Annotated in this window: 16 protein-coding genes; 9 read left to right on the top strand and 7 right to left on the bottom strand. The window is 70.6% G+C overall.

The features are described from left to right. Positions 1–165: 165 nt before the first annotated feature. From F4X11_02330 to F4X11_02320, 3 genes are all read left to right on the top strand, one after another. A complete protein-coding gene (locus tag F4X11_02330) occupies positions 166–3,735 on the top strand; it encodes a DUF4175 family protein (GenBank protein MYN63859.1) in 3,570 nt (1,189 codons plus the stop codon). Between the two features lie 89 nt (positions 3,736–3,824). Further along, entirely contained in the window at positions 3,825–4,652 is an 828-nt protein-coding gene (locus tag F4X11_02325) for a DUF4159 domain-containing protein (GenBank protein ID MYN63858.1), read from the top strand. A gap of 105 nt (positions 4,653–4,757) precedes the next feature. Continuing rightward, complete coding sequence (locus tag F4X11_02320; GenBank protein MYN63857.1) at positions 4,758–5,357, top strand: alpha/beta fold hydrolase; 600 nt, start codon at positions 4,758–4,760, stop codon at positions 5,355–5,357. 85 nt (positions 5,358–5,442) lie between these two features. Here the strand turns inward: F4X11_02320 and F4X11_02315 are convergent, their stop codons facing one another. Beyond that, a complete protein-coding gene (locus F4X11_02315; GenBank protein MYN63856.1) occupies positions 5,443–6,444 on the bottom strand; it encodes a hypothetical protein in 1,002 nt (333 codons plus the stop codon). Between the two features lie 133 nt (positions 6,445–6,577). On the opposite strand from F4X11_02315, the gene F4X11_02310 reads away from it, so the two are divergent. Then, positions 6,578–8,674 (top strand): S9 family peptidase, encoded by a 2,097-nt coding sequence (locus F4X11_02310; protein MYN63855.1) that lies wholly within the window; start codon positions 6,578–6,580, stop codon positions 8,672–8,674. Positions 8,675–8,682: 8 nt separating this feature from the next. Here the strand turns inward: F4X11_02310 and F4X11_02305 are convergent, their stop codons facing one another. Both F4X11_02305 and F4X11_02300 read right to left on the bottom strand, forming a co-directional pair. Then, entirely contained in the window at positions 8,683–9,174 is a 492-nt protein-coding gene (locus F4X11_02305; protein MYN63854.1) for a DinB family protein, read from the bottom strand. Positions 9,175–9,262: 88 nt separating this feature from the next. Beyond that, positions 9,263–9,853, bottom strand: a complete 591-nt coding sequence (locus tag F4X11_02300) for a DinB family protein (protein MYN63853.1) — start codon at positions 9,851–9,853, stop codon at positions 9,263–9,265. Between F4X11_02300 and F4X11_02295 the strand changes: the two genes are divergently transcribed. The 3 genes from F4X11_02295 (at position 9,852) to F4X11_02285 (ending at position 13,376) form a co-directional block, all read left to right on the top strand. Then, positions 9,852–10,901, top strand: a complete 1,050-nt coding sequence (locus F4X11_02295; protein ID MYN63852.1) for an NADP-dependent oxidoreductase — start codon at positions 9,852–9,854, stop codon at positions 10,899–10,901. The two genes, F4X11_02300 and F4X11_02295, sit on opposite strands and share 2 nt — an antisense overlap. Before the next feature lie 125 nt (positions 10,902–11,026). Continuing rightward, positions 11,027–12,388, top strand: coding sequence for a YfcC family protein (locus F4X11_02290; protein MYN63851.1), 1,362 nt, complete (start codon positions 11,027–11,029; stop codon positions 12,386–12,388). 142 nt (positions 12,389–12,530) lie between these two features. After that, entirely contained in the window at positions 12,531–13,376 is an 846-nt protein-coding gene (locus F4X11_02285; protein MYN63850.1) for a TlpA family protein disulfide reductase, read from the top strand. A 108-nt stretch (positions 13,377–13,484) separates the two neighbouring features. Here the strand turns inward: F4X11_02285 and F4X11_02280 are convergent, their stop codons facing one another. From F4X11_02280 to F4X11_02265, 4 genes are read right to left on the bottom strand one after another with little or no spacing between them, the layout of a single operon-like run. After that, complete coding sequence (locus F4X11_02280; GenBank protein MYN63849.1) at positions 13,485–16,778, bottom strand: efflux RND transporter permease subunit; 3,294 nt, start codon at positions 16,776–16,778, stop codon at positions 13,485–13,487. Then, entirely contained in the window at positions 16,775–19,276 is a 2,502-nt protein-coding gene (locus F4X11_02275; GenBank protein MYN63848.1) for an efflux RND transporter periplasmic adaptor subunit, read from the bottom strand. Before F4X11_02275 ends, F4X11_02280 begins: the two co-directional genes overlap by 4 nt. Positions 19,277–19,326: 50 nt before the next feature. Continuing rightward, positions 19,327–20,889: an efflux transporter outer membrane subunit gene (locus tag F4X11_02270; protein MYN63847.1), complete on the bottom strand. Its 1,563-nt coding sequence runs from the start codon at positions 20,887–20,889 to the stop codon at positions 19,327–19,329. After that, on the bottom strand, positions 20,798–21,457 hold the full coding sequence (locus F4X11_02265; protein MYN63846.1) for a TetR/AcrR family transcriptional regulator: 660 nt from the start codon (positions 21,455–21,457) through the stop codon (positions 20,798–20,800). The genes F4X11_02270 and F4X11_02265 overlap by 92 nt, the downstream gene beginning before the upstream one ends. Positions 21,458–21,708: 251 nt before the next feature. Between F4X11_02265 and F4X11_02260 the strand changes: the two genes are divergently transcribed. Both F4X11_02260 and F4X11_02255 read left to right on the top strand, forming a co-directional pair. Next, complete coding sequence (locus F4X11_02260; GenBank protein MYN63845.1) at positions 21,709–23,211, top strand: sulfatase; 1,503 nt, start codon at positions 21,709–21,711, stop codon at positions 23,209–23,211. Further along, the gene (locus F4X11_02255; protein MYN63844.1) at positions 23,208–24,605 is read left to right on the top strand and encodes a hypothetical protein; all 1,398 of its coding nucleotides are present in this window, start codon (positions 23,208–23,210) and stop codon (positions 24,603–24,605) included. Before F4X11_02260 ends, F4X11_02255 begins: the two co-directional genes overlap by 4 nt. Positions 24,606–24,770 lie beyond the last annotated feature (165 nt).

Genomic DNA, 24,770 nt, shown 5'->3' with positions numbered 1-24,770 from the left:
CGCATCCGGATCAACGTGTCGCTCTTTGTGCCGAACGCCTTCTCGGTCGCCCGCTCGGCGCCTACGGGCATGCCGGCGCCGCCCGCGGGCTTGGCGTCAGGTGTCGGGCGTGCTAAAAGGGTGTGATCACCTTGAAACACCCAAAGCCGAATCGAGGCTGACCCCATGCGCGACGAGCCACTGCTGACCGGCGACCGAAACGAAGTCCTCCGCGCCATCCGGCACGTCCGGAACCGCTGGCGCCTGCGGCTGGGCCTGCGCGGCGTGGCCGTTCTCGTGGCGGCGGCGCTCGGGACGCTGCTGGCGTCGTCCTTCGGGCTCGAGCTGTTCAGGTTCGATCCGGGGGCGATCGTCGCGTTTCGCGTCGTGACCTACGTGGCGCTGCTGGCCTTCGGCTGGTGGCTCTTCATCCGGCCGATCTCGCGCCGCGTCTCCGACGAGCGCGTCGCGCTCTATATAGAGGAGCACGCGCCGGCGCTGCAGGCGACGGTCCTGAGCGCGGTCGAGGAGAGCCGGAGGGGCAAGCGCGAGCGGGCGGCGGACCACTCGCCGGAGCTGGTCCGCCGGCTCATCGAGTCGGCGGTGAAGCAGATCCGCGAGATCGACATGGGCCGCCGCGTCGAGACGGGGCAGCTCTGGCGGTCGACGGGCCTGCTGGCCGCGGCCGCGGCCGCCGCCGCGCTGCTCTTCACTTTCGGGCCGGCCTATCTGCGGCACGGCATCAATGCGCTGCTCACCCCGATGGGGAACGTCGAGGCGGCCAGCCCGTACCAGATCGAGGTCCTGCCGGGCGACGCGACGGTTGCGCGCGGGGCGGATCAGGCGATCACCGCCCGCCTCGTCGGCTTCGAGGCGGAGGAGGTCAACCTGCTGATGCAGGGCAGCGGCGACTCGTTCGATCGGCTGCCGCTGATCCCGGTCCTGACCGAGGACGGCGCGATCGAAGCCGGACAGTTCGAGGTGCTGCTGTTCGATCTGCAGGAGCCGGTCGACTACTTCGTGGAATCGATCGGCGTCGAGTCGCCCACCTACCGGCTGGACGTGATCGAGCTGCCGTACGCCGAGCGCATCGAGCTCGAGTACCGCTTCCCCGAGTACACCGGGCTGGAGCCGCGGACGGTGGAGGACGGCGGCGACATCGCGGTGCTGCTGGGTACCGAGGTGCGGCTGCGCGCCGTCCCGACGATGGGCACGACGGGCGGCCAGCTCGTCTTCGATGACGACGACGGCCAGCGAGTCGATCTCGCGCTCGAGGACGACGGCACGTTGACGGCCAGCTTCATGGTCGAGGAGGAGGGCTTCTACCGCGTGGACCTCGTGGCGCCGGCCGGCCAGCTCGTGACCGCCTCGCCGCAGTACACGATCGACGTGCTGACGGATCAGCCGCCCTCCGCGATGTTCATTCGTCCGGGGCGCGACACCACCGCCAGCGCCATCGAGGAGGTCTTCGTCGAGGCGCGCGCCGACGACGACTTCGGGCTGCACTCGCTCGACCTCGTCTATTCGGTCAACGGCGGGCCGGAAGAGTCGGTCACCCTCTTCGACGGAGGCGGGAACGCCCTCAGGGAGGTCTCGGCGGGCCACACCTTCTTCTTCGAGGAGCTGGAGCTCGAACCGGGCGACTTCCTGTCGTACTACGCGCGGGCGACCGACCGCAACCTGCTGCAGCAGGACGCCGACGTCAAGAGCGACCTCTACTTCATCCAGATCCGCCGCTACAGCCAGGACTACCGGATGCAGGCGTCGCAGGGCGGCGGCGGCGGCGGCATGGGCGGCGGGGCCGACGCGCGCGAGCTTTCGAAGGCGCAGCGCGAGATCATCTCCGCCACGTTCAACCTGGTGCGCGACCGGGAGCAGTACGACGCGGAGGAGTTCGAGGAGAACGTCGTCTTTCTGACCCTCGCCCAGGGGCGCCTGCGCGAGCAGGTGGAGACGCTGGTGCGGCGCATGAACAGCCGCGTGATGCCGGCCGATCCCGCCTTCCGGACCATCCAGGAGATCCTGCCGCGGGCCGCCGAGTCCATGCGCGAGGCCGAGAACGAGCTGCAGGAGCAGGACGCCGACGGAGCGCTGCCGCCCGAGCAGCGCGCGCTGCAGCATCTCCAGCGCGCCGAGGAAGCCTACGAAGAGGTGATGGTCACCATGGGCGGGGGCGGAGGCGGCGGGGGCGGAGGCAGCCGGCAGGCGGCCGAGGACCTGGCGGATCTGTTCGAGCTCGAGCTCGACAAGATGCGCAACCAGTACGAGACGCTGGAGCGGGCCGGGCAGGAGCGGGCCGACGAGACCATCGACGAGCTGATGGAGCGGCTGCGCGAGCTGGCCCGCCGGCAGGAGCGCGAGGCGGAGCGGCAGCGGCGGCGTGCGCGCGGCCAGCAGTCGACGCAAGGGGGCGGGGCCGGGCAGCGCGCCCTGGCAGACGAGGCCGAAGAGGCCGCGCGGCGTCTCGAGCGTCTGGCGCGCGAGCAGAACTCCCCGCAGATGATGGACACGGCGCGCCGGCTGCAGGAGGCGGCCGACGCCATGCGGCGCGCCGCCGCCAACGACGACAACCTCGGGTTCGCCGAGGCGGGGACGGCGCTCGACCGGTTGCGCGAGGTGCAGGAGCGGCTCGGCAGCGAGCAGCGCGGCAGACTCGAGCGCGATATCGCCGACCAGTTGCGGCGCGCCAACCGGTTGGCCGACCAGCAGCGCGAGATGCGCGCCGAGGTGGAGCAGCTTCCCGGCCTGCAGGACGAGGCGCGGTTCGACGCGTTGCGGCGCCTGCTCGATCAGAAGGGCCAGATGGAGGAGGAGGTCGCCGACCTCGAGCGGCAAATCGACTCGACGTCGGCCGAGTTCCGGCGCGACGAGCGCGACGCCTCGCGCGAACTGCAGGAGGCCGCCGGCGGGATCCGCGACAACAAGCTCAAGGAGAAGATCCGCTACACCCGCGGCCTGATCCGTAGCCGTCCCGGCCCGACCGCCAACGCGTTCGAGGAGCAGATCGACGAGAACATCGAGCAACTCGTCGAGGAGCTCACCGAGGCGGCGGCGGCGGTCGGCAGGTCCGAGGGCGACCGCATGGCGCAGGCGCTCGACCGGACGCGCGACCTGATGCGGAGCCTGGAGTCGCTCGACCACCGCATGTGGCAGCAGGGCCGGCAGGGCGAGGACGGCGAGCAGGGTCAGGAGGGCCAGGAGGGCCAGGCCGGTCAGCAGGGCCAGCAGGGTCAGGAAGGGCAGCAGGGTCAGGCTGGTCAGCAAGGCCAGCAGGGCGGGCAGCCGGGGCAGGAGGGCCAGGCCGGCGGGCAGCTCGGCGGCGCCGACGGCTGGCGCGGCGGCGACGCCAGCAACTTCGGCCGGGACTGGGGCGGCGGCTACGGGGACCGCCGGCCGGGCACGACCGTCTGGGAGCCGGGCGACATCCGGCAGTGGAGCCGCGAGTACGAGCAGCGCGCCGGCGAGGCGCAGGAGCTGCGGCGCCTGCTGAACGAGCAGGAGTTCGAGGTAGGCGATCTCGACGCCATCATCCAGCGCATGCGCGAGCTGGACGACCTGCGCCGCTACCAGGACGCGGAGGAGATCGCCCGGCTGCAGTCGTTCGTCCTCGAGGAGCTGAAGCGCTTCGAGTACCGGCTGCGGCGTGAGATCACCGAGGAGAACGAGGACCTGTTCCTCGCGGGCAACGAGGAGATGCCGGACGAGTTCCGGGACCTGGTGGAGGAGTACTTCCGGTCGCTGGCGCAGGATCAGTAGGCGTCCGAATCTTCACGGCAGGCCGGCGGCCCGGTGGGGTCGTCGGCCCCCTCGGCGCCGGCGGCGTCCGGCGCAGGCAGGAGGGTGACGTGCGCGGCAGGCTGACTGCAGCAGTGGTTGTCCTGGCGATGGCCGGCGGTACGGCGGCTCTGGCGCAACGCGGCTGGCGGGGCGGCTGGTACCGCATGCCGCCCAAGTTCCCCGTCGAGTCCCCGTCGCATCGCGCGTTCACTTTTTCCCGCATTCTGTACGACAGCGACCGCCGCGAGGCGGGCGGCCAGGGCTGGTACACCGACTACCCGACGGCCGATCAGAACCTGATGATCCGCCTCTCGGAGATGACGACCACCGACGTGGGGTTCGACCGCTTCGACGAGCCGGACCACGTCGTCGTCCGTCTCACCGACGATGCGCTGTTCGACTATCCGTTCGTCTTCATGTCCGATGTCGGCACCCTGCGCCTGAGCGATGTCGAGGTGGTGCGCCTGCGGCAGTACCTGGAGAAGGGCGGCTTCCTGTGGGTCGACGACTTCTGGGGGCCGTGGGCCTGGGAGCAGTGGCTCGGCGAGATCTCCCGGGTGCTCCCGCCGGCCGCGTACCCCATCTTCGATATTCCCGACGACCATCCGATCCGGCGGATCCAGTACGAGGTGGAGGAGATCCCGCAGATTCCCTCCATTCAGCACTGGCGCCGGAGCGGCGGGTTCACGACCTCCGAGCGCGGCCGGCGCAGCGACGAGGTGCACTTCCGGGGCATCGCCGACGACCGCGGACGCCTGCTGGTGCTGATGAGCCACAATACCGACATCGCCGACGGGTGGGAGCGCGAGGGCGAGGACTACGAGTTCTTCTACCGCTTCTCGGTTCGGGCCTACGCCGTCGGCATCAACACCGTCGTTCACGCCATGACGAACTGACGGGATAGAATCAGCACGCGACGGACGGCCATCCTGCCCACGAACCCGCATCTCGAGACGCTCGAAATCGAACCGGACGGCCCCGCCGGCGCATCCGTGATCTGGATGCACGGCCTCGGCGCCGACGCGCGCGACTTCTACGGGATCCCCGCCGAGCTCGGCCTGCCCGCCGATCTGCACGTGCGCTACGTCTTCCCCAACGCGCCCCGCATGCCGGTGACCATCAACCAGGGCCTGATCATGCCGGCCTGGTACGATGTCGCCGGCTTCGGTGCCCGCGACCAGGACGAGCGGGGCATCCGGCGGGCGGCCGAATGGATCGACGAGCTGCTCGCGCGCGAGGTGGAGCGTGGCGTGCCGGCCAACCGCATCGTTCTGGCCGGTTTCTCGCAAGGAGGGGCCATGGCGCTCTTTGCGGGTCTCCGGTACCCGGAAGCGCTGGCCGGCGTAATGTGCCTGTCGGGGTACCTACTGCTGCCCGACGTGCTGGAGGCGGAAGCGTCCGACGCCAACCGCTCCGTCTCGATCCTCCAGGCCCACGGCACCGCCGATCCGATGGTGCCGTTGGCGCTGGGCCAGGCCACCCGGGAGCGGCTGGAGCGAGCTGGCTACGAGGTCGACTACCACGAATACCCGATGCCGCACACGGTGTGCCACGAGGAGGTGCGCGACATCGGCAACTGGCTGGCCGAGCTGCTCGATTGACGCCGTCGCTGGAGCCTGGGCCGCGGGTTTCCGAAGTACCGCGGACGGCGCGCCCCTCCGGAGCGTCAGGCTTGCCTTGCCTTGTCTACGCCCGGAAGTACGGCCGGATCGCGTCGAGCCGGTACTCGATCTCGGCGATCTGGTCCGCCGTGAACGAGTAGTCGCCGCGCCGCGACTTCGACGTCTTGAAGATCCCGCGCTTCTTCAGAACGTAGAGCCGGATGCCGGGGATCGTGCGGTCGAGGTTCAGCATCAGCAGCAGCTTCCCGAACAGGTCGCGGAGCTCGTCGTGCTTGCCGGCGACATGGAGCTCCCAGAGCTGCGCATAGATGTCGGCGTACATCGCGCCGCCGGTCATCACCCCGTCCATGCCGAGCCGCATCTCGTAGAGCCACTGCCGGCCGAAGGCGGCGCCGAAGATCGACTTGACGGGATCGGGACGGTGCTCCCGAAGGGCGAGCATCCGCTCGTGGACCGGCGGGCGCTCCTCCTTCACGTAGGCGAGGTTGGGGAACTCGCGGGCCATGTCGACCATGAAGTCGACGGTCGGGACCACGTCCGGGGCGCCGCCGCTGGTCTGGAAGAAGATCGGCCGGTCGGTCACTTCGCACAGCGCGGCGTAGTAGTCGCGGAACTCCTGCAGCGTCGTCGCCTCGGTCGGCGGGATGGCGATCATGCCGTCGGGGGCGAGCGCCTCGGCGTGGCGGGCGTACTCCAGCATCCCCTTGGTGTCGTCGCCCTGCACGCCGAGGACCAGCGCCGGCCGCCTGCCCTTCGCGGCGCGGGCAAGGACGTCGAAGCCGCGCAGCCGCTCCTCCTTCGAGAGGTAGCGCTGCTCGCTGGAGTTCTGCGGCCAGACCAGCCCGTGGATGCCGCAGCGGTCGAGGAAGTCGACCTGGTTGGCCAGGTCCTCGTAGTCCACCTCGTTCGCGTCGGTGTACGGCGTGCTCATGATCATGAACGCGCCGCGCATCGGCTTCGCCTCGGCCGCTCGCAGCGGCAGATGCGGCGCGATCGCCGCTGCGCCGGTCGCCGCGCCGACAGTGGTCAGCCATTCACGACGGGTGTAGTGCTGCGAGCTCTCCATGGTGCCTTCCCTCGCTGTCGCTGTGGGTGTTCGGGTGATGTCATCGCGGGTCAAATCCCCGCGTGGAACCTTCCAGACAGCAGTCTACCGTCAAATGCGCTAGGCTGAACGCTTCGACGCTCGGGAGGAGAACATGGCCGGATCGCGACGAATCGCTTGGATCGCCGGTGCGGCGCTGATGGCGGCATGCGCCGCCGAGGAGCCGGGAATCGACGTGCCGCCGCCCCCGCCGACGGAAGTTCGGGAAGTCGTCGACACGCTGCACGGCGTGGAGGTGCCCGACCCGTACCGCTGGCTCGAGGACCAGGAGGCCCCCGAGACGCGGGCCTGGATCGACGTGCAGAACGCCTACACGGACGGCGTGCTGAACGCGCTGCCCGGTCGCGAGGAGCTGCGGGCGGTGGCCGCGTCGGTGCTCGAGCGCGACGCGATCGGACTGCCCAACGAGCGTGGCGGGCGCTACTTCTACAGCAAGCGGCTGGCCGACCAGAACCTGGCCGTCCTGTACGTCCGCGAGGGGCTCGATGGCGAGGAGCAGGTGCTGATCGACCCGCATCCTATGAGTCCGGACGACACGACCAGCGTCGAGTTGCGCGACATTTCCGACGACGGGACGCGGGTGGCCTACGCCGTACGGGAAGGGGGCGTCGACGAGGTCTCGATCCGGGTTCGGGACGTGGACACGGGCGAGGATATCGCCGACGTGCTGCCCCCGGCCCGCTACGGGCAGGTGACGCTGGGCGTCGACGGCGGCGGTCTGTACTACGAGCGCTATGGCGACGTGACGCCGCGGGTGATGTTTCACGCGTTCGGCACGCCGATGGCCGACGACGTGCAGCTCTTCGGCGAGGGATACGAGCGCCACCAGATCCCGGTCACGGTGATCTCGGACGACGGGCGCTGGATGGTGGTCCACGTCATCGAGGGCTCGTCGGGGCCGACCGCGATTCACGTCAAGGACCTCGAACGCGACTCGCCGTTCGTGACCGCCATCGCCGACGGGGTCTCGGAATCGTGGGCCGATTTCGCCGGCGGCGAGCTGTTCATCGTCACCAACCTGGACGCGCCCAACAAGAAGGTAGTGCTGGCCGACCCGGCGGACCCCGGCTTCGAGAATTGGCGCGAGGTGGTCCCGGAGCGCGACGACGTCGTCGTGGAGGCGGCCGCCGCCCTCGGCGGGAAGCTGGCCGTGTCGTACCTGCAGGACGTGCAGCCGCGGGTCGCCATCCGCGAGCTCGACGGGACGCACGTCCGCGACATCGCGTTCGACACCCTCGGCTCGGTCGGCGGCGGCGCGGGACGCTGGACCAGCGACGAGGCCTTCTTCACGTTTCAGACCTTCCACGTGCCGAGCACCATCTACCGCTACGACATCGCGACCGGCGAGCAGTCGGTCTGGGCCGAGCCCGAGCTGCCGGTCGACGCGGCCGCCTACGAGGTCCACCAGCGCTGGTTCACGTCGAAGGACGGCACCGAGGTGCCGATGTTCGTGGTCCACCGGCCGGATGTCGTGCTCGACGGCAGCAACCCGACGCTGCTCACCGGCTACGGCGGCTTCAACAACGCCATGACGCCGGCGTTCTCGGCCTTGGCGACGACGTGGCTGGAGTCGGGCGGCGTCTTCGCGCTGGCCAACATGCGCGGCGGCAGCGAGTTCGGCGAAGAGTGGCACCGGGCCGGCATGCTCGAGAGCAAGCAGAACGTCTTCGACGACTTCATCGCCGCGGCCGAGCACCTCATCGCCGAGGGCTACACCAGCAGCGAGCACCTGGCGATCCGGGGCGGCAGCAACGGCGGCCTGCTGGTCGGCGCGGTGTCGAACCAGCGGCCGGAACTCTTCGGGGCGGTCGTCTGCACCTACCCGCTGCTCGACATGGTCCGCTACCACCAGTTCCTCGTAGCCAGCTTCTGGGTGCCGGAGTACGGGTCGAGCGACGACCCCGAGCAGTTCGACTACATCCACGCCTACTCGCCGTACCACAACGTCATCGACGGCGGCGACTACCCGGCGACCCTGTACCTGTCGGGCGACGGCGACACCCGCGTGGCGCCGCTGCACGCCCGCAAGATGGCGGCGCTGATGCAGGCGAGGAACGGCTCGGACAACCCCATTCTGCTGCGCTACCACACGCAGGCGGGACACTCCGGCGGGCAGCCCGTTAGCCAGCAGATCGACGAGATGGTGGACACGGTGAGCTTCCTGCTCTGGCAGGTGGGCCGGGGGCGCTGAGCCGGCGTTCAGACGCCGGTTGCCGATCCGAAGCCCATCGCGCGGCGCCACGCGGCGATCTGGCCCAGGTGGCTGCCCTCGTGCGTCGAGATCATGAAGACCGTGTAGTCGCCGACGGTGGGGAAGCGCTTGCGGGCGCCTTCGCTCGGGTGCTCCCGGTCGAACAGCGCGGGGTCGGCGGAGGCGAGCGCCTCGGCCACCCGTCCGTGCTGGGCCGCCAGCTCGGCGAGCAGCTCTTTCTTCGAAGGGAAGTGGGCCGCGTCGCCGCTCGGCGTGCCGCCGATGCGGAACGCTTCTGCCCAGGCGGCCGGAAAGGTCGAGTCCAGGCCAAGCATCCTCGCCACCTGGTTCGACGACGCCGCGAGATGGCCCAGGAGCCACGCCGGATGGTTGACGACGCCGTGCGGCTGCCGGGTCATCTGCTCGTCCGACAGGTCGCGCACGAGCGTCCGGGCGCGGTCGAGGTTGAACTGATACGCGAACAGGAGATGTCGCAGCATCGGGGGCAGGCTCCTGGCCCGAAATCGCCGGCGACTCCGGATTGCCGCCCAACCGGGCCTGACTGGAAGTCTACGGCGTTCTGTGGCGCTAGCCCGCGCTCGGAGCGAGCCCCATCGCGCGCCGCCACGCCGCGATCTGCCCGATGTGGTTGGCTTCGTGGGCCGACAGCAGGTAGTCGACGAAATCGCCGATGGTCGGGAAGTACTTGCGCGTTCCCTCGTCCGGGTACTCCTTCGCGAAGGTGGCCGTGTCGGCGCCGGCCACCGCCGCCGACACGCGCTCGTGCTGCTTCTTCAACTCGGCCAGCAGCGCCTCCTTCGACGGGTACCGCGACGCGTCGGCGCTCGGCTCGCCGCCGGTCTTCGCCGCTTCTTCCCAGTCCGCCGGGAAGCTCGACTCCAGGCCGAGCGCCACGCCGGTATGGTTCGCGGCCGACGCCAGATGGCACAGGGTCCAAGCCGGGTGGTTGACGACCCCGTGCGGCTGCTGGACCATCTGCTCGTCGGTCAGATCCTTGACGAGCGACTCGAGGTGACCGAGGTTGAACTTGAAGGTGAAGAGAAGGTGCTCGCGCATCGGGTACTCCAGCAGGCGGCAGGTGTGAACGTTCGGACGACAATCAACCGCCCAGTATACTCCCATCGCACGTAACCGATACCGAGACGAGAGTGGGTTCATGAGCGCCGCCGCGAACCGTCAGATCCGCCTTGCCGCCCATCCCGCGGGCTTCCCGTCGGAGACCGATTTCTCGCGCACCGAGACGCCGGTTCCCGAGCCGGCGGACGGGCGGATGCTGTGCCGGACCATCTACCTGTCGCTGGATCCGTACATGCGCGGGCGGATGAACCCGGGGCCGTCCTATGCGACGGGGGTGAGTCTCGGAGAGGTGATGGTCGGCGGCACGGTCTCGCAGGTGGTGGAGTCGAGGCTGGACGGGTTCTCGGCCGGCGACGTCGTGCTCGGCGCGAACGGCTGGCAGGACTACGCCCTGTCGGACGGCACGGGGGTCCGCAAGCTGGATCCTGCCCGCGCGCCCATCTCGACGGCGCTCGGGGTGCTCGGCATGCCGGGGCACACGGCCTACGTCGGGTTGCTCGATCACGGGCGGCCGAAGCCGGGCGAGACGGTGGTCGTTTCCGCCGCTTCCGGCGCGGTGGGGGCGGTGGTCGGGCAGATCGCCCGGATCGCGGGCTGCCGGGTGGTCGGTATCGCCGGCGCGCCGGAGAAGTGCGAGTACGTTACCGGCGAGCTCGGCTTCGACGCCTGCGTCAGCCATCGCCGGGACGACCTCCCCGGTGCCCTGCGCGCGGCGTGTCCGGACGGTGTCGACGTCTACTTCGAGAACGTCGGCGGCAAGGTATTCGACGCCGTGCTGCCGTTGCTGAACGACTTCGCGCGCATCCCGGTATGCGGCCGGATCGCCAACTACAACCTGACGGGGCCGCCGCCCGGCCCGGACCAGGTGGCCCGCCTGATGGGGCTGATCCTGGTGCGCCGGCTCACGTTCCGCGGGTTCATCGTGTTCGATCACCTGGACCGGCAGCCCGACTTCCTGCGGGATGTCGCGGCATGGATCCGGGAAGGGCGGATCCGGTACCGGGAGGATGTGGTGGACGGGCTGGAGCGCGCGATACCGGCTTTTCTGGGCCTGTTGCGCGGTGAGAACTTCGGCAAGCTGCTGGTGCGGGTCTCCGACGATCCGACCACCTGGCAGTCTGCGCCGTAAAAACGGCGTAGACTGCCAGTCAGGCCCGGTTGGGCGGCAATCGGAGCCGCCGGCGACGATTGTCGGGCGAGACGGTCGCGGCGCCGTCCTGCCCGGTCGGGCGCGCCGTCGAGGAGGAACGTACCGTGTCGCCACGCCGCCGCGTCCCGGATGCGCTGGTTCTCATCTTCGCGCTGATCGTGCTCGCGCAGCTTGCGAGCTACGTCCTGCCGGCCGGCGAGTTCGAGCGCGACGGCCGCCGGGTCGTCCCCGGCACGTGGCGCGCGGTGGATGCCGAGCCGCTCCCGCCGCTCGCCTTCCTGACCTCCATTCCCGCCGGTCTGTCGGCGGCGCACGACATCATCTTCTTCGTCTTCATCGCCGGCGGGGTCATCAGCGTCGTGCGGGCCACCGGTGCGATCGACGCCTCGATCGGCGCCGCCATCGCCCGCCTCGCGTCGCGGCCGGGCTGGCTCGTCGCGGGCATGGTGGGGTTGTTCGCGCTGGGCGCCTCCACGGTGGGCATGGCCGAGGAGTACATGCCGTTCGTGCCGGTGCTGGTGACCCTGTGCCTGGCGTTGCGACTCGACGCCGTGGTGGCGGTCGGCATCGTCTACGTCGGCGCTGGCGTCGGCTATGCGTGCGCCGCGCTGAACCCGTTCACGGTGTTGATCGCCCAGGACATCGCGGGGTTGCCGCTGACCTCCGGCCAGGCCGTGCGGTGGGCGCTGCTCGTGGTCTGCGCGGCGATCGGGGTCCACCACATCCTGGGGTATGCGCAGCGGCTGCGCGGCGATCCCGCGTCGAGCCTGGTGGCCGACGTCGACTACTCGAGCGGCTTCGATCTCCCGGAGGACGTGCGGTTCACGGCGCGGCGGCTGGCGGTGCTCGCGGTGCTGGCGGCCGGCATCGGGCTCTTCGTCTACGGCGTGGCGGCCAGGGGTTGGTACCTCGCCGAGCTGTCGGCGGTGTTCCTCGGCATCGCGCTGCTCGCGGCGGGGGCCGGGGGGCTCGGTCCCGACCGCGCCGCGCGCGCGTTCATCCGCGGGGCGGCGGAGATGACCGCCACCGCGCTGCTGATCGGCTTCGCCCGGACCATCCAGGTGGTGCTGTCCGAAGCGCAGGTCATCGACACCATCGTCGACGGGCTGGCCGCGTCGCTGGCCGGCCTGCCGTCGCATGCCGCGGCGCTGGGCATGCTGGTCGTGCAGTCGGTCTGCAACCTGTTCATTCCCTCCGGATCGGGGCAGGCGTACGTGACGATGCCGATCATGGCCCCGCTCGCGGATCTGACCGGGGTGACGCGGCAGACCGCGGTGCTCGCCTATCAGTTCGGCGACGGCTTCACGAACATGCTCGTGCCGACCAACGCCCTGCTGATGGGGATGCTCGGTCTGGGCCGGATCCCGTACCAGCGCTGGGCGGCCTTCGTCGTCCCGTTGCTCGTCAAGCTGTACGCAGTCGCCGCGGTCGCGCTCGTCGCCGCGGTCGCGCTCGGCTACCGCTGAACCCGGGGGCGTGCTGCAGCGCGCGCTTCGCTTGCGGCCCCTGCCGGGGTCCGCGGCACGTGGAGGCACGGTTGTCCGTTTCGCCGCAACCGGCCGCGTTCGGGCTATACAATGAACCGTTCCGGTAAGCAAAGGAGTTGCCGTGTCCACTCGCCATTCCGCCGCGCTGCTGGTAGTTGCGATTCTCTGGGCCGCCGGCTGCGGCCCGTCGCCGGTCGACGCACCCGGAGGCGACTGGACGGGCGGCGCTCCCGGACCCCCGCCGCTGTTCGCCACGCCCGACGGCGGCGTGACGCTGCGCTTCGTCGACACGCCGGCCGAGGTTCCGGACCTGACGATGGAGACGCTCGACGGCCGCACCATCTCGATGGCCGCTCAGCGCGGCAAGGTGGTGCTGGTCAACTTCTGGGCGACCTGGTGCGGTCCGTGCCGCGAGGAGATCCCGTTCCTGGTGCGCCTCGCCGAGCGGTACCCGGACCACCTGACGGTGATCGGCGTGTCGGAGGATCACGGGTCGCCCGATGCCGTGGCCGCGTTCGGCGCACAGTACGACGTCAACTACCCGCTCGTGATGTCGACGCCCGAGATCAAGCGGGCGTTCCCCGGGGTCTTCGCCCTGCCCACCTCGTTCGTCGTCGATCCCGAGGGGCGCATGGTCGAGAGCCACGTCGGGCTGATCAGCCCGGTGATCCTGGAGCAGGAGACCCGTTACCTGGCTTCGTTGACGCACGACGCGACGATCGAGACCGCGCCGTCCAACGACCAGATCCGGCTCGCGAACGCGGCGCAGGCCACCGAGATTCCCGGCGTGGACCTGTCGGTGCTGACGCCGGAGCAGCGCGAGGAGGTGCTGCTTCGGGTGAACGAGGAGGGCTGTCCCTGCGGCTGCTCGCTGACACTGGCGCAGTGCCGGATCAACGACTCTGCTTGCGGGGTCAGTCCCCCGTTGGTCGACCAGCTCGTTGCCGAGGTCGCCGGCGCGGAGTGAATCGCCGGGCCCACGCATCGCACGCCCGGCGGCCGGCGCCGACGCGCGGTACGCGCCGCGCCGGCCGGTCCAGTCTCTGAGCCTTGGCGCGTTTGGCGCCGGTCGCCGTCAGGACGACGCTTCGGCGACCCGCGCCGCCGCAGGCGCCCCACCCTCCACGGGCTCCGCTTCCGGCACCGGCGGCAGCTCGGTCATGGCTCCCGATCCGAAGATCCGCCGCAGGGTGCCCTGCACGTCGTCGAGGATCAGGTACGAGACGGGCACCAGGATCAGCGTGATGAAGGTGGCGAACAGCACGCCGAAGGCCAGCGACACCGCCATCGGCACCAGGAACGCCGCCTGCATGCTGCGCTCCAGCATGAGCGGCGCCAGGCCGAAGAACGTCGTCAGCGACGTGAGCAGAATCGGTCGGAAGCGGTTGCTGCCCGCCTCGCGGATCGCCATCTGCAGCCCGCTGGATTCGAACTCGCGGCTGCTCGTGTGCTTGCCGCCCGCCTCGCGGATGCTGCGGCCCAGATCGGCGTGGACGCGGCGCGCGCGGTTGATGAAGTCGACCATGACGAGGCTGTCGTTGACGACGACGCCGGTCAGCGCGACGAGGCCGAACATCGACATCATCGTCACGTCGAGGCCCATCACGATGTGGCCCCAGATCGCGCCCACCAGGCCGAACGGGATGGCCGCCATGATGATCATCGGCTGCACGTACGAGCGCAGCGGGACCGCGAGCAGGGCGAAGATCATCAGCAGGGCGAGGATGAATCCGCGCTGCAGGCCGCCGACCGCGTCCACCTGCTCCGCCTGGGCGCCCTCGAACGTGTAGAACACGCCCGGATAGTCGGCGAGCACCTCCGGCAGGATCCGGGTCTGCAGGTCGGAGATGACCGCGCCGGCCGAGGTGACCGCGGCGTCGACCGAGGCGGTCACGTTGACGGCCCGGTTGCGGTTCACCCGCTTGATCGAAGCGAAGCCGCGCCCAGGCTGCACCTCCGCCACCTGGCTGAACGGCACCTCTCCGCCGTTCGGCGTGCGGATGCGCATGTTCTCCAGATCGCCGAGCGAACGGCGATCCGCCTCGGGATAGCGCACCATCACGCGGATGTCGTCCCGGCCGCGCTGGATGCGCTGGGCTTCCTCGCCGTAGAACGCCTGGCGGACCTGCCGGCCGAGGTCCTGCAGGGTGAGCCCGAGGGTCTCGGCGGCCGGCTTGATGCCGAGCTGCATCTCCTCCTTGCCGGCGCGGAACGAATCCGAGATCTCGTAGACGCCGGCATACCCCGCCAGACGGAGCTTTACCTCTTCGGCGGCGGCGCGCAGCCGCTCGATGTCCGGCCCGGCGAGCTGCACGTCGACGTCGTCGCCGGGGTTCATCATCGACATCGAGAAGTTGACCTCGACCGCCTCCGGAATCGCCTCCGTGCTCTCCCGCCACAGGTTGCCGAGCTGCTCGCTGGTGAAGGAGCGCGTCTCGGCCGGCGCGAGCTCTATCGTCACCTCGCCCACGTTGGCCGAGGCCACGGTATCGACCGGACCCATCGGTCCGCCGCCGCGCGACAGCATCGGCTGGTCGCCGACCGACGTCGATACGTGCCGGAAGTAGTCCATCCCCGTTTCCTGCTGCAGCCGGGTGCGCAGGCGCGTGGCGCCCTCCTCGAGCTTGGTGATCGCCCGCGACGTGACGTCGACCGGCGTGCCCTGCGGCATCGTCACCGACGCCGACATGAAGTCGGCCTCGATGGACGGGAAGAAGTGGAAGTTGGCCCAGCCGCCCAGCACCATCCCGCCGGTCAGGATCAGGGTCGACAGACCGATCGCCGCCGTCACGTAGCGCCACCGCAGCGCGGTTTCGAGGATCGGCGTGTACACCCGTCGGATGAAGAGCTTCAGGCCGTTGGAGAAGAGGCTCTGGAAGCGGCGCCACGGGCCGGGCTTGCCGCGCCGCGGGATGTGCGACAGGTGGGCGGGCAGGATCCCGAGCGACTCGACCAGCGAGAAGAGCAGGCACGGGATGACCACGAGCGGAATGACACGGAAGATCTTCCCCATCATCCCCGGCACGAACATCAGCGGCATGAACGCCGCGACCGTGGTCAGCACGGCGAAGGTGACCGGCTTGCCGATCTCCCTCGCGCCCTCTATGGCGCCGCGCAAGCCCTCGCCGTGCTCCTCCTGGTGCCGGTAGATGTTCTCGCCGACGATGATGGCGTCGTCGACCACGATCCCGAGCACCAGGATGAAGGCGAACAGCGAGATGACGTTCACCGAGACGTCCAGCCCCGGCATCAGGGCGATCGCGCCGAGGAACGAGATCGGGATCCCGAGGCTGACCCAGAAGGCCAGGCGCAGCTCCAGGAACAGCGTCAGCACGACGAAGACCAGGATGAACCCGGTGGCGCCGTTGCGCAGCATGAGCGTCAGGCGGTCGTTCAGCACCTCGGCCTGGTCCTGCCAGAGCGTCATCGAGACGCCCTCGGGCAGCCTCGCCCTGGCGCCTTCGACGTAGCCGTCGACCGCGGCGGCGATGTCGAGGGCGCTCTGATCGCCGGTGCGGAACACCGATACGAGCACCGTGGGCTGATGATCGAACCGGGCTTGCTGATCGGTCTCGGCGAAGCCGTCGACCACCGTCGCCACGTCCCCCAGGCGCAGCCGGCTGCCGTCGGCCCGCGTCCACAGCACGAGGTCCTCGTACTCCGCGCCGCGATAGGCCTGCCCGATCGTGCGGAGCAGGATCTCGCCGCCGTCCGTGCGGACCGAGCCGCCCGGCAGATCCAGGGACGAACGGCGCACGGCGTCGGCGACCTGATCGAAGGTCATCCCGTGACGACGCAGCGCCACTTCGGAAACTTCGATCGAGATCTCGTAGGGCGGCGCGCTGACGACGTCCACCTGCGTGATCTCCGGCATCGCGGTCAGCTCGTCGCGCACGCGCTCCGCGAGCGCCTTGAGCGCGAAGATGTCGGTGTCCCCGGAGATGGAGATGTCGGTGACCTGGTTGCGGGCGGTCATCTCCCGGATGATCGGTTTCTCCGTCTCGACGGGGAACGTCGTGATCGCGTCGACCTGGTTCTTGACCTCGTCGACCACCCGGCGCGCGTCCGCGCCGAGCTCGAGCTCGACCATCACCGACGCGTTGCCCTCCGATGCAGTGGACTGGATCTCCTTGATGCCGTCGACGCCCTGAATCGCCTCCTCGATGCGGATGACGACGCCTTCCTCCACCTCTGCCGGCGCCGCTCCCAGATACGGCACCTGGATGCTGATGCGGTCGAGCTCGACCTCCGGAAAGACCTCTTCCTTGACCGTGCCGGTCGCGATCAGGCCGCTCACCATGATGAAGACCATCATGAGGTTCGCAGCCACGGGATTCCGCGCGAACCAGGCGATTCCACCGTTGTTCATGACCGTCTCCCTTCGCGCCGGCGCGTCGCGGGATCCGTCGCGGGACCCGACCTGGCGACCGACTCGCCGGCGAGTGCTTCGCGCACGCTCTCGGTCATCACGGCCGCCACGCGCGACTGCAGGTCGGCGAGCGCCTCGACGGTGCCGTCCACCTTCACCGCCGTCACGACGGCTCCGCTGCGGACGTCGGTGAGCCGGGCGGTCACGCGGACCATCGTTCCGATGCGCTGGATGCCGCCGCCGACGGCCCAGGCGGCTTCGTCGCCGGGCGTCACGACGGCCACCGCGGCCAGCGTGGACAGCCGCTCGGCGATCGCCTCCGCGATGACGCTCCCGAGGTCCACGTCGAGGGCCGACGCGCTGCCCGCGCTGAGATCGTCGAACGGAAGCACGGCCAGCGCGCTGGGCGTCGTCGCGCCGGCCGCCATGCCGCCGGACGCGGTCGGCGCCGTCGACCCGGGCATGGCGGTGAGGTGCTCGATGACGGCCGCCGCGACGTCCGCTTCGAGGGCCGGTCGATCGGCCGTGGAGCCGTCGATCTTCGCCGCGTGCAGCACGGCGCCGTTCTCGGTGTCGACGATGCGCGCGGTGACCCGCACCAGCGGGCCGACCTGCTGGAGCCCACCGCGGACGACGTACCGCGCATCGGACTCGTTCTCCGACACCGCGATGTCGTCGGACGACGCCAGACGCGCGGCGACGGCCCGGCTCAACGCCGGACCGAGCCCGGCATCGCCGGTCGCGCGATTGAGACTCGCGAACGAGGCGACCGCAACGACGCTCGCGGGCGCCGCGTCCGGCGTGCGAAGAGCAGGGCGCCGCGGGGCGGCGGCAACCGTTGCCGCCGGTCGCGCAACGGGCTCTGCGCCCGGCCGTCGGCGCGCCGGCCGCGCAACGGACTCTGCGTCCGGCCGGCCTCGCGTCGGCCGTGCCGCCGCCGGTCTCGTGCGGGGCGGACGAGAGCGCAGGTTCTCTGCCGCCGGCCGGCGTTCTGCCAGCAGAGACGCCAGCCACTGCGGTTGGTCCGCGCGTCCGGCCGTCGTCGCTCCGCCGCCAGGCGCGCCCGGGGGCGCCTGCTCCGTGGCCGCTACCGCCCGGGCCGCGCCGGGCCGCGCTGCCGCCGCCGGTTCAGCCGGTACGGGCGGCACCCCTGGTGCGGCTTCCGCCCGGCGGGCGGCGGCGGGCTCGATCGGCACGTTCGAGGCAGCCGTCGCAGCCGGAGCGCCGACCTGGGAGGCCGGCGCATCTACCCGTTGCGCGGCCGGAGCCGCGGCCTGGGAAGGCGGGGCCGCAGCGGCGGCCGCGCGGCGCTCCAGCAGGCCGGGGTCCGCATCGGCCAACTGCACCCGCATGCCGTCGGTCGGCGTGTCGAGCGGCGAGATGACCACGAGCTCGCCCGCCTGCAGGCCCGAACGCACGATCACGGACTCGGTCGAGGTCCGCAATACGGCGATCGTGCGGAACGAGAGTCGGTCGTCGGGCGTGACCACGAGCACCTGATCCCGGCCGCGCAGCGCCTGGCGCGGCAACACCGCGACATCGCGCGCGGTGCGGCCGTTGATCTCGGCTTCCACGTACATTCCGACGGCGAGCGGGGGCCGGTTGGGATTGGGACCCGGCGCGTAGGGGTCCGGAACCTCCGCAATCGCGTGCACCATGCGGCTCACCGAGTCGATCTCGCTCTCGGTGCGGACGATGAGGCCGTCCCAGGCATGGGTCTCGCCGGCGAAGGTCGCGTGCAGCGTCACGAGCGGCCGCACCTGCTGCTCGACGCCGCGGTACGACAGCGGCAGGTCCAGGTAGGCGAGCTCGTCGTCGGGCAGCGGCAGGCGAATCTCGGCCACGTCGACCGCGTACACGGTGGCGAGCGCGTCGCCGACCCGGACGTACTGGCCGATGTCGACGTTCTTCGTGCGGACCCGGCCGGCGTACGGCGCCACGATCTCCGCGCGCTGCAGGTCCCGCGTGGCCCGCTCGACACCCGCCTCGGCGGCGGCCACCGAGGCGCGCGCATCCTCGAGCTGCGGCTTGCGCAGCGCCAGCTCGCGCGGGTCGCCGCGGCCCAGCGTGTCCCATTCCCGCTGCGCCACCTCCGCCTCGGCCTCCTCCTGCGCGAGCCGCAGGCGGGCCTGGGCCAGTTGCGACCGCGCGCCGACGAGCGCCTGCTCGTAGTCGAACGGGTCGATCTCGACGAGCACATCGCCGGCCTCGAAGAACCCGCCCTCCGCGAAGGAGGGAGCCACCCAGGTGACGCGCCCCGCGATCTCGGGCACGAGCTGGCTCTCGGTGCGCGGCTGGACGGTGCCTTGGCTGGTGACGGAGAGGCTCGCATCCTGGAGCGAGACCTCGTGCACGCGGACGCCCGGCGGTTCGATCACCGGCGTCAGGGTCTCCACCGGTGGGCGGTTCATGATCATCGTGACCGCGGCGAAGGCGGCCGCAGCGACGATGATCAGGGGAAGAAGGGCCCTGATGGTGCGGATGATTACGCGTTTCATGGCTGTTTCCAGTTCAATGCCGCAAGTGGCTCGATTGGTGACGGATGCGTTCAGTTGGTCATCGCGATCGGCGAGTCGAGCTGCTCGAACCCGCCGCCGAGGGCCAGGTACAGGTCCACGCGGTTCTCCAGACGCAGGCGCCGCGCCGCGATCAACTGGGATTCGGCCTGAAACGCCGATCGCTGCGAGTCGAGCACGGTGATGTAAGTGTCCAGCCCGGTCCGGTAGCGTTCGTCGGCCAGGCGTTCCGCGGCGCGGGCCTGCTCGACCGACGTCATCAGATAAACGACCCGGTCGGCCAGGTACTCCTCGGCGGCCAGCGCCGTCTCGACCTCGGCGTACGCCGCGAGGGCCGTGTTCACGTAGCTGGCCAGCACCTCGGCGACGAGCGCCTCGGCGCGGCTCACCTGGGCGCGCAGCCGTCCTCCCTGCCAGAGCGGAGCAAGGACGTTGCCGACGAGTCCCCAGACGGCGAAGTCGCCGTTGAGCAGCGTGCGGAGGGTATTCGTCGAGGTGCCGGTGTTCACGGTCAGGCTGAAGCTCGGAAGCAGATCCCGCCGCGCCACGCGCAGCCGTGCCTCGGAAGCCGCCACCTGCCGCTCCGCCGCGACGAGGTCCGGTCTGCGGGCCACCAGGTCGGCCGGGATTCCGCCCGGCACGGCGGACGCCATTTCCGGCAGGTCCGCCGGCGGGGCGATGTCGGCGCCCGCGTACTGCGCCAGCAACACCTCGAGCTGGCGGGTCGACGCGTCGAGCTGCTGCCGCCGCTGGGCGAGATCGGCGCGGGCGTTGGACAGGTTCAGCATCGCCTGACGGAGGTCGAGCGCCGGGCGTACCCCCGACTCGAACCGATCCCGCACGCGCGCCACGGATTCTCCGAAGCTCTCGACGGTCGCCTCCGACAGGAGTACCTGCTGCTGAGCCTCCGCAATGGCGAACCAGGCCTTGGCGGTCTGGCCTGCGATGGACAGTTGGGCGCCCCGCAGGTCGGCCGCCGACCGCTGCAGGTCGGCCAGGGCGGCCTGCTCGGTGGTGCGCAGCCTGCCCCAGAGGTCGACCTCCCACGTCGTGTCCAGCGAGATGCCCTGGTTGGTGAACACCGTGCTCAGGACGCGGTCCTCGGCGCCGGGAATCGGAAAGCCCACGAAGTTCTGCTTGCGGCGGCTGCCGCTGTACGAGCCCTGCACCGTGGGCTGCAACGCGCTGGATGCGATCCGCGCGTCGGCGGCGGCCTGTTCGAGACGAGCGGCGGCCGCCCGCAGATCGAGGTTGCGCTCCAGCACGGTCTCGATCGCAGCGTTCAGCTCGTCGTCGCCGAAGTCCGTCCACCAGTCCGGACCCACTTCGCCGGCCGGCACTTCGGCGGCCGTCCATTCCACCGGTACCGGGACCCGTATCTCGGGCCGCTCGACCGGCAGAGCGGTCACGCAGCCGGCGCCCAGCGCCGCGACGGCGGCGAGCGCCACGGCCCGGAATCCACGCATCAACGAGGTTGGTCTCAACAACTGCACGTCAGCACCTTCATCGTGCGGTGGCCGCCACGGCCGGCACGCCGAGCGGCGCCGGCGCCGCCATTCCGGCGGCGGCGTACAGCACGAGCGACTCCAGCACATCTTCCGGATCGCGCCCTCCGCCCCGCCCGCGCGCCCGGAGCTCGGGCCCCCAGGACATCGTGAACGCCATCGACCCGACCATGAACAGCATCCGCCAGCTCAGATCCGCTTCATCGAGTTCCGGCCGCGCGCGGTGAAGAGCGGCCGTGAACCGCTCCAGCACCGCGTCGAACTGCTTGACGAAGGTCGCGCGGAACTCCTCGTTGGTCTCGCCGTGGATCCGGCCCACCAGCCGCAGGAAGTTCCGGCCCTTGTCGCCCCACGCGCGCTGGCTGTGGAACGGGGGCGACAGGAACGCCCGGATGACGGCTTCGAGCTCCGGAGGTCCGTCCCCGGCCTGCGCCTCCACGGCGTCGAGCAGCTCCAGGCGGCGTGCGTTGATGGGCTTCAGACGCCTCTCGAGCACCTCCGCCAGCAGCGCTTCCTTCGAGCCGAAGTGGTAGTTCACCGACGCGACGTTGACCCCGGCCTCCGTGGTGATGTCGCGCAGCGGGGTCGCCGGGAACCCGCGCTCGCCGAACAGCCGCTCGGCGACGTCGAGAATGCGCTCCCGGGTGTCCATTGCCATCTGGCTGGATCTCCTGTCCTTAAACAACTGTTTCAATCATACGTATGAAAGAAGAGAAAGTTCAAAGGTCGCAGTCGCGTGTTTTCCGATTGGTGCACGGAACGCCGCGTGGTGTGACCGCTGCGACAAGGCCGGTGGCCGGAAGCCCGCCGCGGCGCTGCGGCTACAATCGGATCGGCCGCCGGTCACGGCGCCGGCGGCGGTTCGCGCCGGCGCTCGCGTGGGCCGGCCTGACATCGAGGATGACCGGTATGCCATGCAGTGACACCACGTCGGTACCGGCGGGACGGCATCGTCGCTCGGTCACGCAGCGGCGGGCGCGGCGCTCGAGTGCCTTCGCCACGAGGCGCCTGGCGGCGCTCGGGGCCGCGGCGGGGGTTGCCGCCGCGGCGCTCGGTCCGCCCGAGCGGCTCGCCGCGCAGAGCCCACCGCCCAACATCGTCATCATCTTCGCCGACGACCTCGGGTACGGCGACCTCGGCGCCTACGGGCACCCGACGATCCGCACGCCCCACCTCGACCGCATGGCCGCCGAGGGCCAGCGCTGGACCAGCTTCTACTCGCAGGCCCCGGTCTGCTCGCCGAGCCGGGCGGCCCTGCTGACCGGGCGCATACACCTGCGGAGCGGGATGTTCGGCCGGCGCCAGGGGGTGTTCTTCCAGGACTCGCACCACGGTCTGCCGGCCGCCGAGATCACCCTGGCCGAGGCGTTGAAGGAGGTCGGCTACGCGACCGGCATCGTCGGAAAATGGCACCTCGGCCACCAGCCGGCGTATCGCCCGCTGCGGCACGGTTTCGATTCGTGGTTCGGGATCCCGTATTCGAACGACATGGACTGGCGGGTGCCGCCCGGTCGTGACGCGCGCCGCGCCGCGATTCTCGATCCATCGATCGAATACTGGCACGTGCCGCTCATGCGCAACGACGAGGTGCTGGAGCGGCCGGCCGACCAGACCACGATCACGCGCCGGTACGCGGAGGAGGCGGTGCGGTTCATCCGGGAGCACCGTGACCGGCCGTTCTTCCTCTATGTACCCCACACCATGCCGCACGTTCCCCTGTTCCGCTCCGAGGCGTTCGCCGGCCGGAGCCGCGCGGGGCGCTACGGCGACGTGATCGAGGAGATCGACTGGGGCGTCGGCCGCATCCTCGACACGTTGCGGGAAGAGGGGCTCGCCGAGCGCACGCTGGTCGTCTTCTCCAGCGACAACGGGCCGTGGCTGTCCTACCGGCAGCACGGGGGGAGCGCCGGGATGCTGCGCCAGGGCAAGGGGACCACGTGGGAGGGCGGCATGCGCGTACCGGGCATCTTCTGGTGGCCGGGGACCATCCCGCCGGGGGTGATCAGGGACATCGGCGCCACCACGGACCTTTTCACCACCGTCGTTCCGCTCGCCGGGGGGACGGTGCCGGACGATCGGCCTCTGGACGGAGTCGACCTCTCGCCGGTGCTCCTCGGGCGGGGTTCGAGCCCGCGCGACTGGATGGCGTTCTACCGCATGGGAGAGCTCTACGCCTACCGCCGGGGGCCGTACAAGGTGCACCTGGTGACCGAGGGGCGCTACGGCCTGGGCTCCGCGCGCGCCACGCACGATCCGCCGCTGCTCTTCCATCTCGGCGACGATCCGGGAGAGAAGTACGACCTGGCGCCGGAGCGTCCCGACGTGGTGGCCGATCTGCTGGCCGCGGTCGAGGCTCACCGCGCCGGGATGACCGTCGCCGAGCCGCTGTTCGACGCGCGGGGCGCGCGATGATCCCTGCACCGGCGCGTGCGCGCGAGACACGCCGGCCCGCGCGGCGGCGCGGCTGCGAACCGGCAGGGCACGGCGGCGTCAGCCTGCGGCGAAGCGCCGCGGCCGGCGCGGTTGCGGCCGCTGTCCTGGCCGGCATCGGCGCCGCTCCCGGGCGCGCGGCCGACGACCTCTCGCTCGCGGCGAAGGCGGCCCTGTTCGACGTCGACCTGGCCGAGCGCTTCCTGGCCGCGGACGGCCAGGTGCGGGTGCGCCGCAGGCTGCCGACCGCGGAGCACCCCTACGTCACCTGGAACATGTCCGACACGGCGTACATGACCGGCCTCTACTGCGCGGCCCAGACATGGCGCCAGCTCGCCACCGGCGATCCGGAGGCCGCGCGGCGTGCGCGGACGGCCGCCGCCGCGCTCAGGCATCTCGTCGCGGTGACCGGTCGCGACGGTCTGCTGGCGCGGGCGTCGGCGCCGATCGACGAGCCCTGGCTCGACGACGGCACATGGCGGGAGAGCCCGGACGGCAGGCGCCGCTGGCGCGGCAACGTCAGCTCGGATCAGGTGGACGCGGCCATGTTCGGCCTCTTCGTGTACACGATGCATCTGGCCGACGCGCGCGAGCGGGAGGCGATCGGCGAAACGGTGGCCGCGGTGGTCGACGCGATCGTCGACGACGGCCTTCGCATCATCGGCTACGACGGCCGGCCCACCCGCTGGGGGCGCTACGAGCCCGCCTACGTCGCCGGCGAGGAGCCGATGAATGCCCTGCTGATGTTGCAGATGGTCAAGGTGGCGCACGAGTTGACCGGGCTGCCCCGCTTCGGCCGGGAGTACGCGCGGTTGCTGCAGATGGGGTACGCGCGCATCGGCGAGGGCGCGCGTCTGGACCGTCCGCCGCGAGAGGCGAACCACTCCGACGACGTCCTGATAGCGCTCGCGCTGTACCCGCTCCTGGAGCTCGAGACCGATGCCGCGGTCCGGCTGCACTACGAGCGGGCGGCGCACCGCTGGTTCCACGGCCGGACGTATCCCGGCATCGATGTCGAGGGGAATCCGCTGGCGACGTTTCTCCACCGGCACTGGACCGGTGACCGGACGTATGACGCCGCTGCGCTCGACACGCTGCGCGGCGTGCCGCTCGACATGAAGTGGAACGCAGGCACCATCGAGACCTACGCCCGCCGCTTCGGATTCTCGTTCACCGCCGACCCGGTGGCGCCGTTGACGGGCGACGGACCCCTGCCGATCGCCCAGCGCGGCCGCACGTGGAGCTTCCTCGTCCACAATCCCTACCGCGTCGGAGGCGACCGCCATGCCGTGGCGCCGTTCGAGACGAACGGCCTCGACTATCTGGTCAGCTACTGGTTCGGCCGGGCGCATGGCATGATCCGGGCCGAGGATTGACGCCGCGGAACGCGGCTCGCGCACGTCGGATGGCGGCGGCCCCGGATCCCGCGATCCGCGACTCCGGATTTCCCCCGCAAGTGAGACAGGATCTCATTTTAAGAGACCCGCGTGTTCCATGTAAACCACTGGATAGATTGGTCTTGCGGGTGCGCCAGGGCTGGC

The organism is Acidobacteriota bacterium, from assembly GCA_009861545.1.
Taxonomy (GTDB): Bacteria; Acidobacteriota; Vicinamibacteria; order Vicinamibacterales; family UBA8438; genus WTFV01.
Note: the sequence above shows the minus strand (reverse complement) of the source record. Positions and strands in the feature narration are given on the sequence as shown.

Excerpts from the sequence above, each read along its gene's own strand:
- F4X11_02330 (MYN63859.1), top strand. The coding sequence starts at position 166 with ATGCGCGACGAGCCACTGCTGACCGGCGACCGAAACGAAGTCCTCCGC.
- F4X11_02320 (MYN63857.1), top strand. The coding sequence starts at position 4,758 with ATGCACGGCCTCGGCGCCGACGCGCGCGACTTCTACGGGATCCCCGCC.
- F4X11_02315 (MYN63856.1), bottom strand. The coding sequence starts at position 6,444 with ATGGAGAGCTCGCAGCACTACACCCGTCGTGAATGGCTGACCACTGTC.
- F4X11_02310 (MYN63855.1), top strand. The coding sequence starts at position 6,578 with ATGGCCGGATCGCGACGAATCGCTTGGATCGCCGGTGCGGCGCTGATG.
- F4X11_02305 (MYN63854.1), bottom strand. The coding sequence starts at position 9,174 with ATGCTGCGACATCTCCTGTTCGCGTATCAGTTCAACCTCGACCGCGCC.
- F4X11_02295 (MYN63852.1), top strand. The coding sequence starts at position 9,852 with ATGAGCGCCGCCGCGAACCGTCAGATCCGCCTTGCCGCCCATCCCGCG.
- F4X11_02300 (MYN63853.1), bottom strand. The coding sequence starts at position 9,853 with ATGAACCCACTCTCGTCTCGGTATCGGTTACGTGCGATGGGAGTATAC.
- F4X11_02280 (MYN63849.1), bottom strand. The coding sequence starts at position 16,778 with ATGAACAACGGTGGAATCGCCTGGTTCGCGCGGAATCCCGTGGCTGCG.
- F4X11_02275 (MYN63848.1), bottom strand. The coding sequence starts at position 19,276 with ATGAAACGCGTAATCATCCGCACCATCAGGGCCCTTCTTCCCCTGATC.
- F4X11_02270 (MYN63847.1), bottom strand. The coding sequence starts at position 20,889 with ATGTGCTGGAGTCGCTCGTGCTGTACGCCGCCGCCGGAATGGCGGCGC.
- F4X11_02265 (MYN63846.1), bottom strand. The coding sequence starts at position 21,457 with ATGGCAATGGACACCCGGGAGCGCATTCTCGACGTCGCCGAGCGGCTG.
- F4X11_02260 (MYN63845.1), top strand. The coding sequence starts at position 21,709 with ATGCCATGCAGTGACACCACGTCGGTACCGGCGGGACGGCATCGTCGC.
- F4X11_02255 (MYN63844.1), top strand. The coding sequence starts at position 23,208 with ATGATCCCTGCACCGGCGCGTGCGCGCGAGACACGCCGGCCCGCGCGG.